Raw genomic sequence first — 16,084 nt, 5'->3', positions numbered from 1 at the left:
CCGGCCATGCAGCTGAACGGGAAACGAGCTCTGGTGATCGGCGGCGGAGGCGGCGGTATCGGCCGCGCGACGACCGAGGCCTTCGGCAACGAAGGCGCCGCGGTGGTCGTCGTCGACCGCGATCCGGCCCGCGCGGACGAGGCGGCCGAAGCGGTGCGATCGCGCGGCGGTACGGCGTACCCGCTGGTCGGTGACGTGCGATCGGCGCGCGATGTCGAAGCGATGGTGACGGGCGCGGTTGAGCGGCTCGGCGGTCTCGACGTGCTGGTCACCGTGGTCGGCGGGCAGGTCGCGTTAGTGCCCGCGGTCAAGCTGCACGAGATGGCCGACGAGGACTGGGACACGATCTACGAGGTCAACCTGCGGTACGTCGCCCGCGCGGTCCGCGCCGCGCTGCGGGTGTTCCTCGAGCAGGGCACCGGCGGGGCGATCGTCAGCGTCGGGTCGGTCACCGGATTCATGGCCGCGCCCGAACAGGCGGCGTACGGCGTGATGAAGGCCGGCCTGCTCAGTCTGGCCCGCACGGTCGCGGCCGAGTACGCGCGGGACGGGATCCGGATGAACGTCGCGGCGGCCGGCGCGATCGCCACCGCTGTCGCCAACGCCGACGATGACGGCGAGGTCGTGGAGGAGATTCCGGTCGGCCGGCTCGGGCGGTCCGAGGAGGTCGCGCGGGCGGTCGTCTACCTCGCGTCGGACGCGGCGGCGTACGTCACCGGGCAGCGGCTCGTGCTGGACGGCGGGGTGTCCGTCCGGGGTCCGTTCGGGTAATCGAACACAGTCGCGAACAAATGGACCCTGGCTGGTCCGGAAAAGTTTTGCCCGGGGTCCAGAATTTCCGGATTCGGGCGTGACCTCGGCTCGGCGATCTCCGTTGGATCTGACGTGACGGTGAACACAACACGGCGCACCGGCACCGCGCTCGCCCGCGTTTTCCAGGCCGTCCACCCCTCGATGTAACAGCCAGGAGGACCAGTGACAACCGCCACCGCCACCCAGACCGTAGAGCGCCGACGCGTGCGTGTCTGGTTCGGTGAGCACGTGATCGCCGACTACAACGCCGAGCCGGCGTTGGCCGAGCGGTACGCAGAAGCCATGAGCCGTCGATTCGCCGGTCTCCGGGTCACCAACGACCCGATGCCGACCGTCGACAAGCTCCCCGACCCCCTGCCCGGCGAGCGCATGTGGGACGTGGCACCGCGCTGACGGTGCCTTGCCCCTGAGCGGGCCTCCGGTGTCTTCCGGCGTTCCGTCACTCACCAGACAACCCACGCGGAACGTCGCCAGGTCGAGTCGCCTCACCTCGACCAACCGAAGGACCGGTGATTCGGCGGCAAGCGAGCGTGTGCGCTCTGCCCCTCGCTTGCCGCCCATTTCTCCTGCAATTGCGCCTGACAAACCCGTTCGCACCGGATCCCCCAGGTCCGGTGCGAACGTTTTTCACGTTCTTGCGGTACCGGTGGATTTGTCCGGGAAGGTTTCGGCTTTGTGCAGCGGCCCGGCTCTGTTCAGTGGCTTGGCTTTGTTGAGCGGCTCGGCTTTGTTCAGCGGGGTCCGGGCTTGCTCAGCGGTCCGGCTTTGTTCAGCGGGGTCCGGGCTTGCTCAGCGGTCCGGCTTTGTTCAGCGGGGTCCGGCTTTGTTCAGCGGTCCGGTTTGTCAGCAGTACGACCGGCAGCCGCGGTCCGCGCCGTACTTGCGGTGGGCCGCTTCGACCGAGGCTGCGGGGGACAGGTGGTCGCCACGCCGCCAGCTGTTCAGGAAGCGTTGCGGCGAGACTGCACCGCGCCGGACCCACCAGACACCGGTCCCCGTCGGCCAGCTGATTCCGAAGTGCAGGTGCGGCGGTGTGTACCGGGCGCTGCCGGACTTGCCAGTTCGGCCCAGCGTTTGTCCGGTCCGCACGGTGACGCCCGGCGCGACTCCAGGCTGGATCGCGGCGAGATGTGAGCCGTAATACCGGACGCCGTCGACTCCCACCACCGACACCGACAGCCCGCCACGGTCGGGACCCCGATTGGTCTTCGGATCCCAGGTGTCGACGCGCGTCACCTCGTCGACCCGCCCGTCGACCGGTGCGACGAAGCGACATCCGGAGTCGACGAAGATGTCCGACGCCGGGTAGTCGTGATGGGTCTGCGACGCGTCCGCGCGGCAGCCCGCGACGGGAAACACGTACCCGCGCTCCGGCGCCGGCCGCGCGGTGCTGCTGGTCGTGGTCGGACGCGCCGGACTGGTCTGTGGCGGCGCGCTTGTGAGTCGGGTTGGCGGCGAGCCGTCCGCGGTCGGTGCAGTCGGTGCAGTCCGCGTGCTCGGTGAGGCCGGTGTGCTCTGTGTGCCCGGCGACCGAGGTGTGTCGGGCGCTCCGGAGTTGGAATGGGTGTCGAACACGCCCGCCGCAGACAGCGCCAGGATGCCGCCGCCGCTCACGATCACCACCGCCGCCAGAAAGGCAGCCCCGGTCCGCCGCCTCACGGAGACCAGAAGTCGTTGACCGTCGCCGCGGAGTACACCGTCTCGCACGGTACGCCGTTCTTGTCGGCATCCATCCGATCCGGCATCCCGTAGTACCACCAGTACCGGACCGCCTCGCCGTACGATGCGCCGCGCGCGAAGAGGTCTCGGCAGTACAGGCCGTTCGGCCAGAAGGTGATCCCGCTGATCTCCCGCCCGTTCCAGTACGCGGCGACGGCGCTGCGGGTGTAGACGGTCTCACACGGAATTCCGTTGCGGTCGGCATCCATTTGATCCGGTTGCCCGTGCAGGCGCCAGTACTCCACGGCGGCGACGTAGCTGTAGCCCTTGGCGTTCAGATCCCTGCAGAACAACCCGGGCGGTAAAGTCCGCACGTCCATTCCCGCCGGAGCAGCGCTCGGCGCGCTGCTCGCCGTCGGCTTCGGCTGCGGTGTCGCCTTCGGTGCAACGGTCTCCGTCACTGTCGCGGTTGCCACCGCGGCCGGCGGAGCGGTAGCGGGCGGCTGTGTGTTCGCCGCACGCGACGAGTCCTCCTTGGTCAGCAACACGATGAGCCAGGTCAGCAGGACGAGGATGCCGCCGACAGCCACTCCCGCCAGCACCGCCAAGGTCACGTTCCCACAGTCGTCGCGCTGCTGATCATGCGTACGTGCGTGCTCTTCTCCGTTCATGATTCCCCCCGCCAGCCATTGAAGCCTCGTCACTTTTCGTTGTCCATGCCCGAGGCCTCGGCGTCGGGGGTACAGCTGACAACCGGGCCTTCTGACCGATGTGTGGGACGGGTTCTGCCGGAGGAGGGTTGGTCGGTGACCGCCGGGGTGAGGCATGACCGGGGCGAGGCATGGCTGGGGCCATGAGGGCGTGGGGGCTGCCCAAGCCGTCGATCGTTGGAGGGTTTTTCCGCGTATGGAGGGGAGAATCCTCCACTGCCGGGCGGAAAACTCTCCTAGCTAGGAGAGTTTTCGGAGGCTCAGCGGTGCAGGCTTGGTGTGAACCCGGCGGACGGCGCCGGTCGGCGTGGCCGGGTGTGTGCGCCGCCGCTGCGCACTGGCCTCACCCACACATCAAGTCAGCAGAGACTAAGTACCTGCCCCGAAGTCGTTCAGGGACAACTTGTCGCGGGTCGTGCCGCAGCTCAGGCAGCGTTGGTAGCGCTGTCCTTCTTCGTTCCGTTCGGTCTTCCACTTGTGCAGCAGGAGCCGGCATCTCAACGGCTTGTCCATGACCCGACAGTAGGACCGTGCGGGTTGTGGCGCAGTCCACTCAGCGGGTGGTTTCCCAGGCGGGGGAGTCCTCGAGTACGTCGGGTAGTGCGCCGATGACACCGAGGCGTTGCGTGCAGCGGGTGAGGGCGACGTACAGGTCGCGAAGGCCGCGCGGGGACTCGATCACGATGCCGTCAGGATCGACGACGAGGACCGAGTCGAACTCCAGGCCTTTCGCCTCGCGGGCGGTGAGGACGGTGACGCCGCTCAACCCGTCGACCGATTCCTGGATCAGCTCGAGCCGGCTGCGCGACGTGATCACGCCGACCTCGCCGTACGCCGACTCCTCGGCCACCGACTTGTACACGTACAGCGCCTGCTCGGCCGCCGGTACGTCGGCGTACCACGGTTTCACGCCCGTGGAACGGACCGATTGCGGCGCCCGCGCGGACGGATCCACCGCGCGCAGGACGGCGTTCGCGAGCTCCATCACTTCGGCCGGCGTCCGGTAGTTCAGGGTCAGCTCCGCCAGCCGCCACCGGTCGCCGAACGTCTCCCCGAGCGCCGACGACCACGTCGTACCGCCGCCGATCGAGCTCGTCTGCGCCACGTCACCGACCACCGTCATCGACCGCAGCGGGCAGCGCCGCGCGATCGCCCGCCACGCCATCGGCGACAGCTCCTGTGCCTCGTCGACGATCACGTGACCATACGTCCAGCGCCGATCGGCCGCCGCGCGGTCGGCCAGCGTCCGGTCGTCGTCGGCCTCGAACCGCTCGGCGAACGCCTCCGCGTCGAGGATGTCCTTGGCGGTCAGGATCTCCGCCTCGTCGTCCTCGTCGAAGTCGGTGGACCCAGACCCGGTCAGTACGTCGAGCGCGCCTTGGGCGTACGCGACCGCGCGCGCTCGCGCCGCCCGCTCCCGCGCGGCCTCGGACCCGTCGTCGCCGAGCAGCTCGGCGGCCTCGTCCAGCAGCGGTACGTCGGCCGGACTCCAGTCGTCGCCGTACCGCAACAGGTGCTCGCGATCGAGCGCGGACAGCTGCGGTGCCGCGGACGCGAGCCGGTCCTCGTCGCCGTACAGGTCCTCGAGCAGCTTCTGCGGGCTGAGCAGCGGCCAGAGCTTGTCGAGCAGCGCCTGGACGGCGGGCTCGGCGAGCACCTCGCTGCGCAGCTCGGCCAGGTCGTACTCGTCGAGCAGTTGCTCGCCGTCGAGTGGATCGGTACCGATCGCATCGGCGTACTGCTGCGTGAGGTGGTCCGTGATCTCGTTGAGGACGAACGGGCGCGCCTGGTTGTGGGTGAGGTTGCGGTTGCGGACGCGGGCGTGCACCGCCGCACACACGTCCGGCGCCAGGAGCAGCGGCGTACGGTCGACCACGACCCGGACCGGGCGCTCGGGGATCCACTGCCGATCGGCGACCGCCTTCGCGACGACGTCGGCCATCACGGTGCGGCCCTTGACCTCGGCGCTCTCCGGCGACTCGGGACGGGTCGCGGTCACGCCGGGGAACAACTCGGCGATCGTGACCAGCCGGACGCCGTCCTCACCGAGCGACGGCAGCACCTGGCCGATGAATCGCAGGAATGCCGCGTTCGGCCCGACGACGAGAATTCCGCGCTTTTCCAGCTGCTCGCGGTGCGTGTACAGCAGAAAGGCCGCGCGGTGCAGCGCGATCGCGGTTTTCCCGGTGCCCGGGCCGCCCTGGACGACCAGGATTCCGGGGAGCTCGGAGCGGATGATCCGGTCCTGGTCGGCCTGGATCGTCTGCACGATCGACTCCATCCGGCCGGTCCGGCGCGCCTCCAGCGCCTTCATCAGCACGGCCTCGCCGATCACGCCGGTACCGGGCTTCGACGGGTCTGCTGCCTCGCGACCCAGGTCGAGCTGCTCGTCCTGGACGTCGACCACCTTCCGCAGCCGGGTCTGGATGTGCCGGCGACGGACGACGCCGTGGTTCGCCACCGCGGTCGCGATGTAGAACGGCCGCGCGGCCGGCGCACGCCAGTCCACCAGCAGCGGTTCGTAGTCGTCGTCGTGCAGGCCGATCCGGCCGAGGTACAGGACCTCGCCGTCGGCGGTGTCCAGGCGGCCGAAGTACAGACCTTCCTCGGCGGCGTTCAGCCGCGCCTGCCGGAGCTTGAGGTCACGGATCCGGCCGTCGCGCTGGTGCAGCGCCTGCGCGTTCCGGGTGCTGATGCGCTGCTCCTCGGTGACGCGGCCCTCCGTCCGCGCGCGCTCGGCGTCCAGCGCGGCGTAGAAGGTGGTCAGGTGTGCCTGTTCGGCATCGAGTGGATTCGGCAATTCCTGTTCCTTGTGTTAAAATACGTCCCGTTGGTTTTCAGGCCGCATTTCTGGAATTCTCCCGGCGGCAGCCACAAATCCTTGATTTTAACCCTCCTTTCGCCATCGCTGAAGTGCGTCCGGCTGGCGGATTCGGCGGTGGTTTGCGCCCGGGGTACCGGTCCGCTGCGCGGCAGGGGGCACTCGGTCGTGTGCGGCGACGGGGTGGCGCGGACCCGAGCGAGTGTGGCGAGTACCGCGCGTCAGGTCTTCTCGACCGCGCCACCTGGTTCTGAGACGGTTTGACCTCAAGCGATGTTGAGGTATTAGCGTCGCTGACCGTGACTGTTCATCCGCTGCGGCTCGTCGTCCTGACGCGCGCCCTCGACGCCGGGCGCTTCGGGACGACGGTCACGCGCTGGTTCGCGCGCGAGGTCGAGCGGTCCGACGAGTTCAAACTCGACCTGATCGACCTGAGCGGGCTGCAGCTGGACGAACTGGCCGGCCGGATCGACGACGCGGACGCGGTGATGATCGTCACGGCCGAGTACAACCACGCGTACCCGGGCGATCTGAAGACGGCGATCGACGCCGTCCGCCGGCCCTGGTACGCCAAGCCGGTCGGCTTCGTGGTGTACGGCGGCCGCTCGGGCGGACTGCGCGCGGCCGAGCAGCTCCGGCTCGTCTTCGGCGAACTGCACGCGGCGACGATCCGCGACAGCCTCGGCTTCCGCGAATCCGACTTCACCGCGGAGGGCGAACCGGCCGACCCGACCACGTCCGCCGCCGCGGCCGCGTTGCTCCGTCAGCTCGCGTGGTGGGCGCGCTCACTGCGCGACGCCCGTGCGGCCATGCCCTACCCCGCTTAGCGGACCTCCAGGTATGCAGAAGTGCCGCTTCGACCCCCTTTCGGGGTCTCGGGGGGGCACTTCTGCATACCTGGAGGTCCGGACGGCGCCGGGAATACGACGTCCACCCCGGCAGTTGGCCCTCCACGTGAGCGCCGAACCGATGCCCCTGTCCGTGCTCGATCTCTCGCCGGTGCCGACAGGTACCCGGCCGTCGGAGGCGCTGCACGAAACGATCGAACTCGCCCGCACCGCCGAATCGGCCGGCTATCACCGGTTCTGGCTGGCCGAGCACCACAACATCCCGAGCGTCGCCAGCTCGACGCCCGAGGTGATGATCGCGGCGGTCGCGGCCGCGACGTCGACGATTCGCGTCGGCTCCGGCGGCATCATGTTGCCGAACCACTCACCGCTGAAGGTCGCCGAGACGTTCCGCGTCCTCGGCGGGCTGTATCCGGACCGCATCGACCTCGGCATCGGGCGCGCCCCCGGCACGGACCAGCGCACCGCGCTCGCGTTGCGGCGCAGTCGTGAGGCGCTCGGCGCGGACGACTTCACCGAGCAGTACGCGGAACTGCGCGCCTACGCCGAAGGGTTTCCCGCGGGGCATCCGTTCGAGCCGATCACCGCGCAGCCGTCCGACGTATCGCTGCCGCCGGTGTGGATCCTCGGTTCGAGCACGTACGGCGGTCAGGCGGCCGCCGCGCTCGGGACCGGGTTCGCGTACGCGGGTCACTTCGGGACACTCGATCCGGCCGGCGTGATCTCGGCGTACCAGGCCGACTACCGCCGCCTCGGCCACGACGGTGAGCCGCACGCGATCCTTGCGCTGGCGGCGATCGTCGCGGAGACCGAGGAGCGCGCGCAGCAGCTGGCTCGTGCGAACGCACTGTCCATGCTCCGGCTTCGCTCCGGGCGTCCGGGTCCGCTGCCGTCGCCGGAGGAGGCCGCCGAGTACCCGTGGTCCGAAGCCGAAGAGGCCGCAGTCGAGGAATGGGCCGGCCTCGTCTCGGTCGGGACGCCCGACCAGGTGGCCACCGACCTCCGCCGCCGCGCGGAAGCAGCCGGCGCCGACGAACTCATCATCACCACCGCCGTCCACAACCCGGCCGAACGCCGCCGTTCGTTCGAACTCCTCGCCCAAGCCTGGGGCCTCAAGCCCCGCTGATCCGGCCCCGCGGACCTGCACCACTCAGTAACCCGCCCGAACGGCGGGTGTTTCGGCCTGTCTGAGCGTGAGTCGGCCGGCCGGCGTGAGGTTGGTGGGTGGTGGAGGTCCGCCTGGCCGCGAGCTCATGGCGACGAGGGCCGCCGTCTGGTCGGGGACCGCGTCAGCCAGCCGGGGTGCCTCGCACGTGTTCGAAAATGAGGCTGGTTTCGGCATGCGACACGGCCGGGTCCGCGGTCAGGTGATCGAGGACGAACTCCCGTAGCGCATCGGGAGTGGCTGCGCACACGTGCAGCAAGTAGTCGTTGGCGCCGCTGACGTGAAACAGGGACAAGACGCCGGGGAGCGTCGGGACCTTCCGGCGGAAGCGGTCGATCTCGTCACGCGAGTGTGCGCCGATCCGGATCGCGATCAGCGCCTGGAGCGGCCGGCCGAGCGCGGCCAGGTTCACCTCGGCGTGGAACCCGCGGATCACCCCGCGCTCCCGCAGCGAGCGCACCCGCGTCAGGCACGTCGACGGCGCGATCCCGGCGGCTTCGGCGAGCGCGTTGTTGGGCATCCGCCCGTCCGCGGCCAGCAGCGCGACCAGCGTCCGGTCCACCTCGTCGAGCCCGTCCGAACCGGCTCCCGGCGCGACCCGGGGCGCCGGCCCGGGGCTCCGACGATCCTTCGGCATGACCCCACTGTAGAACTCGTCCACAGAATCCACAGCGTGTGGATGACCCTGTGGACGAATTTTCTTCGGAACTCTTGCGGGAGATTCGCAGAAGATTCCATCCTCACCCACAACTCTGGTGAGGAGGCAGCGATGACCCAACTCGACACTCGCTCGGTACACGCCGGCCGCGACGACCTGGCCGCGCTCGGCGTCCACGTCCCGCCGATCGACCTGTCCACCACCTATCCGCTCCCGGACGTCGACGCGGGCGGAGCGTCGTACGACGCGCTCACCCAGGGCCGCGGACCCGACGGTGGCAGCCTCGTGTACCAGCGCCTGTGGAACCCGACCGTCGCCCGCTTCGAGAACGCGCTCGCCGAACTCGAGCAGACCGACGGCGCGGTCGCCTTCGGCTCGGGCATGGCCGCGCTCACCGCGTGCCTGCTCGCCACCGTCGCGGCCGGCCGACCGCACGTGGTCGCCGTACGGCCGCTGTACGGCGGATCCGACCACCTGTTGTCCACAGGCCTCCTGGGGACAACCGTCACGTACGTCCAGCCGAGTGCCGTCGCTGGAGCGGTCCGCCCGGACACCGGCCTGGTGATCCTCGAGACCCCGGCGAACCCGACCGTCGACCTCGTCGACATCGCCGCTGTGGTCAAGGCTGCCGGCGACGTACCGGTGCTTGTGGACAACACGTTCGCGACGCCGGTCCTGCAGCAGCCGGTGCGGCACGGGGCGAGTCTGGTTTTGCACTCGGCAACCAAGTACCTCGGCGGCCACGGCGACGTCATGGGAGGCGTCGTCGCGGCCGGCGTGGAGTGGGTCGGCCGGCTTCGGCAGATCCGCGCTGTGACCGGTGGTCTGCTGCATCCGCTGGCGGCGTACGAACTGCATCGGGGACTGCAGACGCTGCCGGTCCGAGTTCGGGCGCAGCAGGCAACCGCGATCAAGGTGGCGGACTGGCTGTCCGCGCAGCCGAACGTCGAGCGCGTCCATTACCCGGGCCTCAGCGATCCAGCCGGGTTGATCGGCCGTCAGCAGGCCGGGCCGGGTGCGGTCCTCGCGTTCACAGTGACCGGCGGGTACGACGCTGCGTCCCGCGTGGCGAACCGTCTGAAGCTGATCACCCATGCCGTCTCGCTCGGTGGCGTCGACACGCTCGTCCAGCACCCGGCCGCGCTCACCCACCGCCTGGTCGCGTCGGACGCCAAGCCCGCCGACAACCTCCTCCGCCTGAGCCTCGGTCTCGAGGACCCCGAAGACCTCACCGCCGACCTCGCCCAAGCCCTCGCGTAATCGCCACTTTGTGCACCAGATCCGTACTTTTCGAGCGTGAAAGTACGGATCTGGTGCACAAAGTCGGTTGCCGGGGCGTTCTGCTCAGGGCAGATTTGGGGTGGGTGGGCGACCGGGGATGGCACACTCGGTACAGGAGATCCGGAGGCGAGGAGGGCCAGTCGTGTTGCTACGCCAGGTGATCGGGAACGTGTTCCGCCGGCTGCGGCACGAGCGGGGCATCACCCTGCGCGAGCTCGCCGAAGTGGCCCAGGTGTCGGTGCCGTACCTGTCCGAGATCGAGCGCGGCCGTAAGGAGCCGTCCTCGGAGATCCTCGCCGCGATCTGCCGGGCGCTCGACCTGGAGCTGTCCGACCTGCTCGCCGAGGTGCAGTTCGACCTCACCACCGCGGTCCGCTCCACGCTCCCGGTCCGGCTGCAGACGGCCGCGATTCGGGTCGAGGACCGCGCCGCCCACCGCATCCCGTCCGGCCCGCGCGCCTACTCCGCGCCCGCCACGGCGTACACCCTCGTCGCCTAGGACGTCCGGCGAAATTCGGTCCCGTCGGTGCGCATGGCCTGACCCAATGCCGTACTACGTGGAGCGCAACGCGTTGGAGCTGCTGTGAAGTACGTCGTACGGTTCGAGGTCGACGATCGGGAGTTGTCCGCGTTGCATGCGGCCGCCTTCGAGAGTGCGGTCGACGTGCAGCCGTGGAAGGACAAGCTGGAGCGCTGGGCGCTGACCTGGGTAGGGGCCTTCAGCAACGATCAGCTCGTCGGGTTCGTGCAGGTGTGCTGGGACGGCGGCGCGCACGCGTTCGTCCTCGACACCGCCGTCCATCCCGATCACGGTCGGCAGGGCATCGGCAAACAGCTCGTCCGGACCGCGGCCGAGCAGGCGCGGGAGGCCGGTTGTGAGTGGCTGCATGTCGACTACGAGCCACACCTGAAGCCATTCTACGAGGACGCCTGCGGATTTCGCCCGACCGACGCGGGGCTGCTCAGGCTCCGATGACGGTCAGGCGCTCGGTGGAGATGCAGGACGTCAGGCAACGCTCCTTCGCGTCACCGAGCAGGTCGGCTGTCCAGGTGGTGAAGCCGCCGTCGCCGAGTCCCTCGCTGCCGACGCCGATGCCGAGCGCAGCACCGGCGTAGTACGTCGCGCTCTTCGTCCGCGCCGTGTCTTCGGTGAAGGCGACGTCGAGCGCCGGCTGCACCGTGTCCTCGATCCGCTCGCGCAGCGCGGACTCCGCGAACATCGTGAACGTGAGCTCGGCCTTCGCGCCCAGCACGGCCTGCCAGAAGCGCAGGTGCTCGGTCAGCAACTCCGCCTCGGTCCGGCACGACCCGGTGTCCCGCGCGCTCGACACCAGCACGAACAGCTCGAAGTGCGCGGTCATCCCCGGCCCGTCGAACCGCTGGGCTCGCACCACCCGCTGACAGGCGGCCAGGTGGACGCGGTCCTGCCCGGCGCGACGCCGTACGGCGGCTTCGATCGCGAGCTCGTTCGTCGGATCGCTGGCGACCTCTGTACCGCGGATCGTGCTGAGGACCTGGTGCTGGTTGATCGGCGCGACTGCCGAACAGGTGCCGAGCGGGGTGACCGGAGACAACTGCACACCGTCGAAGCTGGACGGCAGCAGCCCCCACAGTCGCTGCTGAGTCCTCACGAGCTCGCGCGGCGAGACGTCGGCGGGCCGCACGAACCGGTCCTGCTGCCAGCGCTGCAGGAGCCGCGCCGGCGTCACCTTGGCCGCGCGCTCCCGCAGTACGTCGAGCAGGACGGACTGCAGCTCGGACTGGCTCAGCCCGTCGACGAGTGCGTCCCGGCTGCCCGCGGGCAGCTTGGACCAGAACCGATCGGTGACGTCTCCCATCGGCCTACTGTGACGGAAATTTCGCCTCCTTCGCGCCTGAATTTTGTCGTACAGTCGTCTGCATGAGACTTCCGAGCCCGCATCTTTGACGCGCTGACCGAGGGTTGTCGGTCCGGATCATCGCCTTCGAGGCGTTGCAGGACTTCATCCCGCTCTACCCGCTGTACCAGCTGCTGTTCGCCGATCACGGACTGTCGGCGGCCCAGATCTCGACGCTGTTCGTCATCTGGTCGGCGACCGGGTTCGTCCTGGAGGTGCCGTCCGGTGCCTGGGCGGACAGCTACTCGCGACGCAAGCTGCTGATCCTCGGTGCGCTGCTCAGCGCCGTCGGCTACGCCGCCTGGATCACGCTGCCGTCGTACGCCGGATTCGCGCTCGGCTTCGTCCTGTGGGGGATGTCGTCCGCGCTGATCTCGGGCACGTACGAGGCGTTCGTGTACGACGAACTCGCGGCCCGGGAGCGTACCGCGCACTTCCCGACGCTGCTCGGCCGCGCGCGCTCCGCGTCGTTCGTGATGAACCTCGCCGCGACCGCGCTCGCGGCACCGCTGTTCGGCCTGGGTGGTTACGTCCTGGCCGGTGTGGTGAGCGTGGTGAGCTGCCTCATGCAGGCGCTCGTCGCGTGGTCGTTGCCTGAAGCGCGTCCGGTCGAGGCCGCACGGGAATCCGACGAGCCGGGTGCGCGCGCGGCGTTCGGCAACTACCTGCACATGATCCGCTCGGGTGTGACCGAGGTGCTGACGAGTCGCGCCGTACGACGGATCGTGGTCCTGGTCGCGGTACTGGGTGGGTTCCTGTCGTTCGACGAGTACTTCCCGCTGCTCGCCCGGGAGACCGGTGCGACGACCGGTGTGATCCCGTTGCTGATCGCCGGAACCGTTGCGGCGCAGGCGATCGGAGGCGCGCTCGCAGGTCCGGCGTATCGGTTGCCCGCAGCAACCTTCGCGATCGGTACGGCGGTGGTCGCGGTGCTGATGGCTGTCGGCGCCTTGAGTGGTTCGGCGTGGGGCTTCCTGCCGATCGCACTCGGATACGGCGCCTTGCAACTGGTGATCGTGGTGTCCGAGGCGCGTCTGCAGGACGCGATCACCGGCCCGGCGCGAGCGACGGTGACCTCGGTGTCGGGGCTGTTCGGCGAGTTCGCGGCGATCGCGGTGTACGGCGGGTTCGCGCTCGGATCGGTGTGGTTCACGATCTCGACCCTTGTGGCGGGGTTGACCCTACCGCTGCTGATGACGGCGTTCGTGATCCCGGCCGCGCTGCCGGCCGCACGCGATCCGGTGCAGACCTAGTGCGCCGTTGCGGCGATGCCTGCCGTCAGCGTTGACAAGCCGGATTCGAAGCCGGCGTCGAAGTCGTAGGCGAGTCCGTCCTCGCCGAGTTCGGCGACGATGCGGGACAGTGTCGGCGACTTGTCGGCGGGCAGCGCGCGGACCCGGGTGAGCAGGTCCGGGGCGAGCTCGAAGGTGTCCGCGCGTACCGACGCCTCGCCGAGGCTGAAGCCGTGGATGAAGTCGATCAGGGTGTTCGCGGCCTCGAAGATCTGCCGTGGCGTGAGGCCGGCGCGGTCAAGCGCTCGGTAGAACGGCTCCATCGTGACCACGACGACGTTCGACACCGCGGACGGATCGGACAGCACCTGGAGCGCGAGGTTCGGGTGTTGCCGGAGGGCGTCGCGGTAGGCGCGGGCAGCCGTCTTGAGCTGCTCGTCCCATGGCACGGCATCGCCTGGGTCGGGCAGCTCCAGCCCGGCGAACACGAGCTCCGCGAGGCCGGCCAGGACGGCGGCCTTGTTCGGCAGGTGGTGGTACAGCGACATCGGGTTGACCCGCAGCGTGGCCGCCAGCCGCCGCATGGTCAGCGCGTCGATGCCCTCGTCGTCCACGATCCGGAGCGCGGTGGTCAGGATCGCCTCCCGGCTCAGCCGCTCCTCGCCGGCCCGCGGGCGTCCGGAGCGCTTGCCACCAGTAACCATACGCCGTATGATACATAATCGTACAACGTATGGATAAGGAGTGGCATGCAGCCGTTGGCGGGGAAGGTGGCACTGGTCACCGGGGCGACCCGGGCAGCTGGACGTGGGATCGCGGTCGAGCTCGGCGCGGCCGGCGCGACCGTGTACGTGACCGGTCGGAGCACGCGGGCGAAGCGCTCGGAGATGGATCGGCCGGAGACGATCGAGGAGACGGCCGAGCTGGTCGACAAGGCGGGCGGTCGCGGGATCGCCGTACCGGTGGACCATCTGGATCCGGTGCAGGTGCGAGAGCTGGTCGAGCGGATCGATCGCGAGCAGGGCGCGCTGCACATCCTGGTGAACGACATCTGGGGTCAGCACGGCGAGCCCGAATGGGACAAGACCGTGTGGGAGAGCGATCTCGAGGGCGGCCTGTGGCTGCTGCAGCTCGGCGTCAATACGCACATCATCACGAGCCACTACGCGTTGCCGCTGCTGATCAAGTCACCCGGCGGGCTGGTGATCGAGATGACCGACGGCACGAACGAGTTCAACGCCGAGAACTACCGGGTCTCGTTCTTCTACGACGTCGCAAAGGGCGCGGTCAGCCGGGTCGCGTTCGCGTTGGCGCACGAGCTCGACAAGTACGACGCGACCGCCGTACTGCTCACGCCTGGGTGGCTGCGGTCCGAGGCGATGCTCGAAGGATTCGGCGTCGGTGAGGACAACTGGCGCGACGCGACCGAACGCATCCCGCACTTCGCGATCTCCGAGAGCCCGTCGTACGTCGGTCGCGCGGTGGCGGCGCTGGCCGCGGATCCCGACGTACGGCGCTGGAACGGGAAGTCGACGTCGAGCGGTGAACTCGCCCAGCTGTACGGCTTCACCGACCTCGACGGCAGCCGACCGGACGCGTGGCGCTACATCGTCGAGGTTCAAAACGCGGGCAAGCCCGCGGATACGACGGGATATCGCTAGAGCTTGGACAACCTCGAGCTTGTTCGGCCTAGATTCTGTACGGCGCGCAGGCGTCGGTCGAGGTCGCGGGGCGAGGGGTGATCGACAGGTCGGCGCCGACGTCGAGCGGGGTGTGCGGGTGGGCGGCCGCGATCGGTCTGCCGGTCGTGGCCGCCAGTTGCAGTAACTCGCGACGTGAGGTGGTGGCGACCGTGGGGTCGGTTTCGTAGACGTACGTCAGCTCGGGCCACCGTGCTTGGGCGGGATGCACGAGCACGTCACCGCCGAGAATCGCGCGCTCGGTGATCACCGATTGATGGCCTGGCGTGTGGCCCGGCGTCGGCAGCAACCTCAGCCCGCTGATCGTCGCCTCGCCGTCGACCGTGCGGAGCTGCCCGGTCTCCTCGATCGGCCGCATCAGCTGCTCGTACGTCGGTGCGGTCCGCGTGTGCTCGACCTCGGCGCGCTGGACGACGTACTCCGCCTTCGGAAACGCGGGCCGCGCGCCGTCCGACGCCCATCCCACGTGGTCCAGATGTACATGCGTCACCACCACGGCATCCACGTCCGCCGGCTCGACCCCCACCTGCGTGAGCAACTCGGGCAGCCGACCACTCACCCCCAACCACTCCGCAGCCAACCCGCCCGCCGGCCCGATCCCCACATCCACGAGCACCAGCCCGTCATCCCCGGCCACCAGGTAACTGTGGAAATGCAGCAACCACCCCGCACCCCGAACATTCCCCGGCACCACCTGCCGAGTCCACTCACCCTCCGCCGTACCCCACCCAGGCAACGCCTCCGAAACCCGCTCCGGAAACACCGCCACCGCATCACACAACACAGTCACATCCACGGCCGACAAACCGTCCCATCCATCGGAAACCCCAGCTCTGCCAGGCCCCGGCCCCAGGCTGGGAGGCCGGAACAGAATACGGCGCGCGTGCGCCACCTGTCGGGGGCGTGAACAGGAAACGGTGGGAGTGCACACGTTATTACCTGTCCACGCCCACCGCTTCCCGAGGCACGGCCTGCCAGACTCCCCAGACGAACGGCACCACGCGCCCTTCTCGTGCCGGTCATGAACGCCCCTCCCGTGCCTGTCGCGCGCCACCTGTTGCGGGCTGTGAACAGGAGACGGTGGGAGTGCACCTGTTATTGCCTGTTGGCGCCCGCCGTTGCTTGTTCAAGCCCGCGGCTTGCCGAGGTACGGCCTGCCGGACTCCCCGGACGAACGGCACCACGCGCCCTTCTCGTGGCGGTCATGAACGCCCCTCCCGTGTCCGTCGCGCGCCACCTGTTGCGGGCTGTGAACAGGAGACGGTGGGAGTGCACCTGTTATTGCCTGTTGGCGCCCGCCGTTGCTTGTTCAAGCCCGCG

At 69.3% G+C, this 16,084-nt stretch carries 16 protein-coding genes; 9 read left to right on the top strand and 7 right to left on the bottom strand.

The features are described 5' to 3' along the window. Positions 1-6 precede the first annotated feature (6 nt). The gene (locus tag AB0B82_RS09865; protein ID WP_360164624.1) at positions 7-771 is read left to right on the top strand and encodes an SDR family oxidoreductase; all 765 of its coding nucleotides are present in this window, start codon (positions 7-9) and stop codon (positions 769-771) included. 246 nt (positions 772-1,017) lie between these two features. Further along, positions 1,018-1,206: a hypothetical protein gene (locus AB0B82_RS09860; protein ID WP_360164622.1), complete on the top strand. Its 189-nt coding sequence runs from the start codon at positions 1,018-1,020 to the stop codon at positions 1,204-1,206. A gap of 450 nt (positions 1,207-1,656) precedes the next feature. Here the strand turns inward: AB0B82_RS09860 and AB0B82_RS09855 are convergent, their stop codons facing one another. The 3 genes from AB0B82_RS09855 to AB0B82_RS09845 all read right to left on the bottom strand — a co-directional run bounded on the left by AB0B82_RS09855 (position 1,657) and on the right by AB0B82_RS09845 (position 5,982). Continuing rightward, the gene (locus AB0B82_RS09855) at positions 1,657-2,172 is read right to left on the bottom strand and encodes a M23 family metallopeptidase (protein ID WP_360164620.1); all 516 of its coding nucleotides are present in this window, start codon (positions 2,170-2,172) and stop codon (positions 1,657-1,659) included. A gap of 296 nt (positions 2,173-2,468) precedes the next feature. Then, positions 2,469-3,086 carry a hypothetical protein gene (locus AB0B82_RS09850; RefSeq protein ID WP_360164618.1) on the bottom strand — a complete coding sequence of 206 codons (618 nt, stop codon included), beginning with the start codon at positions 3,084-3,086 and terminating at the stop codon, positions 2,469-2,471. 649 nt (positions 3,087-3,735) lie between these two features. Continuing rightward, positions 3,736-5,982 carry a helicase gene (locus AB0B82_RS09845; protein ID WP_360164616.1) on the bottom strand — a complete coding sequence of 749 codons (2,247 nt, stop codon included), beginning with the start codon at positions 5,980-5,982 and terminating at the stop codon, positions 3,736-3,738. A gap of 320 nt (positions 5,983-6,302) precedes the next feature. Between AB0B82_RS09845 and AB0B82_RS09840 the strand changes: the two genes are divergently transcribed. Beyond that, the gene (locus tag AB0B82_RS09840; protein WP_360164614.1) at positions 6,303-6,830 is read left to right on the top strand and encodes an NAD(P)H-dependent oxidoreductase; all 528 of its coding nucleotides are present in this window, start codon (positions 6,303-6,305) and stop codon (positions 6,828-6,830) included. 142 nt (positions 6,831-6,972) lie between these two features. Beyond that, the gene (locus AB0B82_RS09835) at positions 6,973-7,977 is read left to right on the top strand and encodes an LLM class flavin-dependent oxidoreductase (protein ID WP_360164612.1); all 1,005 of its coding nucleotides are present in this window, start codon (positions 6,973-6,975) and stop codon (positions 7,975-7,977) included. A 163-nt stretch (positions 7,978-8,140) separates the two neighbouring features. On the opposite strand, the gene AB0B82_RS09830 is transcribed toward AB0B82_RS09835, so the two are convergent. After that, positions 8,141-8,653, bottom strand: coding sequence for an Lrp/AsnC family transcriptional regulator (locus tag AB0B82_RS09830; RefSeq protein WP_360164610.1), 513 nt, complete (start codon positions 8,651-8,653; stop codon positions 8,141-8,143). A gap of 132 nt (positions 8,654-8,785) precedes the next feature. On the opposite strand from AB0B82_RS09830, the gene AB0B82_RS09825 reads away from it, so the two are divergent. The 3 genes from AB0B82_RS09825 to AB0B82_RS09815 all read left to right on the top strand — a co-directional run bounded on the left by AB0B82_RS09825 (position 8,786) and on the right by AB0B82_RS09815 (position 10,931). After that, positions 8,786-9,934 (top strand): PLP-dependent aspartate aminotransferase family protein, encoded by a 1,149-nt coding sequence (locus AB0B82_RS09825; RefSeq protein WP_360164608.1) that lies wholly within the window; start codon positions 8,786-8,788, stop codon positions 9,932-9,934. Positions 9,935-10,097: 163 nt separating this feature from the next. Beyond that, complete coding sequence (locus tag AB0B82_RS09820) at positions 10,098-10,454, top strand: helix-turn-helix transcriptional regulator (RefSeq protein WP_360164606.1); 357 nt, start codon at positions 10,098-10,100, stop codon at positions 10,452-10,454. A gap of 84 nt (positions 10,455-10,538) precedes the next feature. After that, positions 10,539-10,931, top strand: a complete 393-nt coding sequence (locus tag AB0B82_RS09815) for a GNAT family N-acetyltransferase (RefSeq protein WP_360164604.1) — start codon at positions 10,539-10,541, stop codon at positions 10,929-10,931. On the opposite strand, the gene AB0B82_RS09810 is transcribed toward AB0B82_RS09815, so the two are convergent. Continuing rightward, positions 10,918-11,793 carry a hypothetical protein gene (locus AB0B82_RS09810; protein WP_360164602.1) on the bottom strand — a complete coding sequence of 292 codons (876 nt, stop codon included), beginning with the start codon at positions 11,791-11,793 and terminating at the stop codon, positions 10,918-10,920. The two genes, AB0B82_RS09815 and AB0B82_RS09810, sit on opposite strands and share 14 nt — an antisense overlap. A 104-nt stretch (positions 11,794-11,897) precedes the next feature. Between AB0B82_RS09810 and AB0B82_RS09805 the strand changes: the two genes are divergently transcribed. Further along, a complete protein-coding gene (locus AB0B82_RS09805; protein ID WP_360164600.1) occupies positions 11,898-13,085 on the top strand; it encodes an MFS transporter in 1,188 nt (395 codons plus the stop codon). On the opposite strand, the gene AB0B82_RS09800 is transcribed toward AB0B82_RS09805, so the two are convergent. Beyond that, positions 13,082-13,768: a TetR/AcrR family transcriptional regulator C-terminal domain-containing protein gene (locus AB0B82_RS09800; protein WP_360164598.1), complete on the bottom strand. Its 687-nt coding sequence runs from the start codon at positions 13,766-13,768 to the stop codon at positions 13,082-13,084. The two genes, AB0B82_RS09805 and AB0B82_RS09800, sit on opposite strands and share 4 nt — an antisense overlap. 45 nt (positions 13,769-13,813) lie before the next feature. Here AB0B82_RS09800 and AB0B82_RS09795 point away from each other — a divergent pair, with 45 nt between their 5' ends. After that, positions 13,814-14,725 (top strand): SDR family oxidoreductase, encoded by a 912-nt coding sequence (locus tag AB0B82_RS09795; protein ID WP_360164596.1) that lies wholly within the window; start codon positions 13,814-13,816, stop codon positions 14,723-14,725. Positions 14,726-14,753: 28 nt separating this feature from the next. Here the strand turns inward: AB0B82_RS09795 and AB0B82_RS09790 are convergent, their stop codons facing one another. Then, a complete protein-coding gene (locus AB0B82_RS09790; RefSeq protein WP_360164594.1) occupies positions 14,754-15,401 on the bottom strand; it encodes an MBL fold metallo-hydrolase in 648 nt (215 codons plus the stop codon). Positions 15,402-16,084: the final 683 nt, after the last annotated feature.

Source organism: Kribbella sp. NPDC048915 (genome assembly GCF_040649595.1).
Classification (GTDB): Bacteria; Actinomycetota; Actinomycetes; order Propionibacteriales; family Kribbellaceae; genus Kribbella.
Note: the sequence above shows the minus strand (reverse complement) of the source record. Positions and strands in the feature narration are given on the sequence as shown.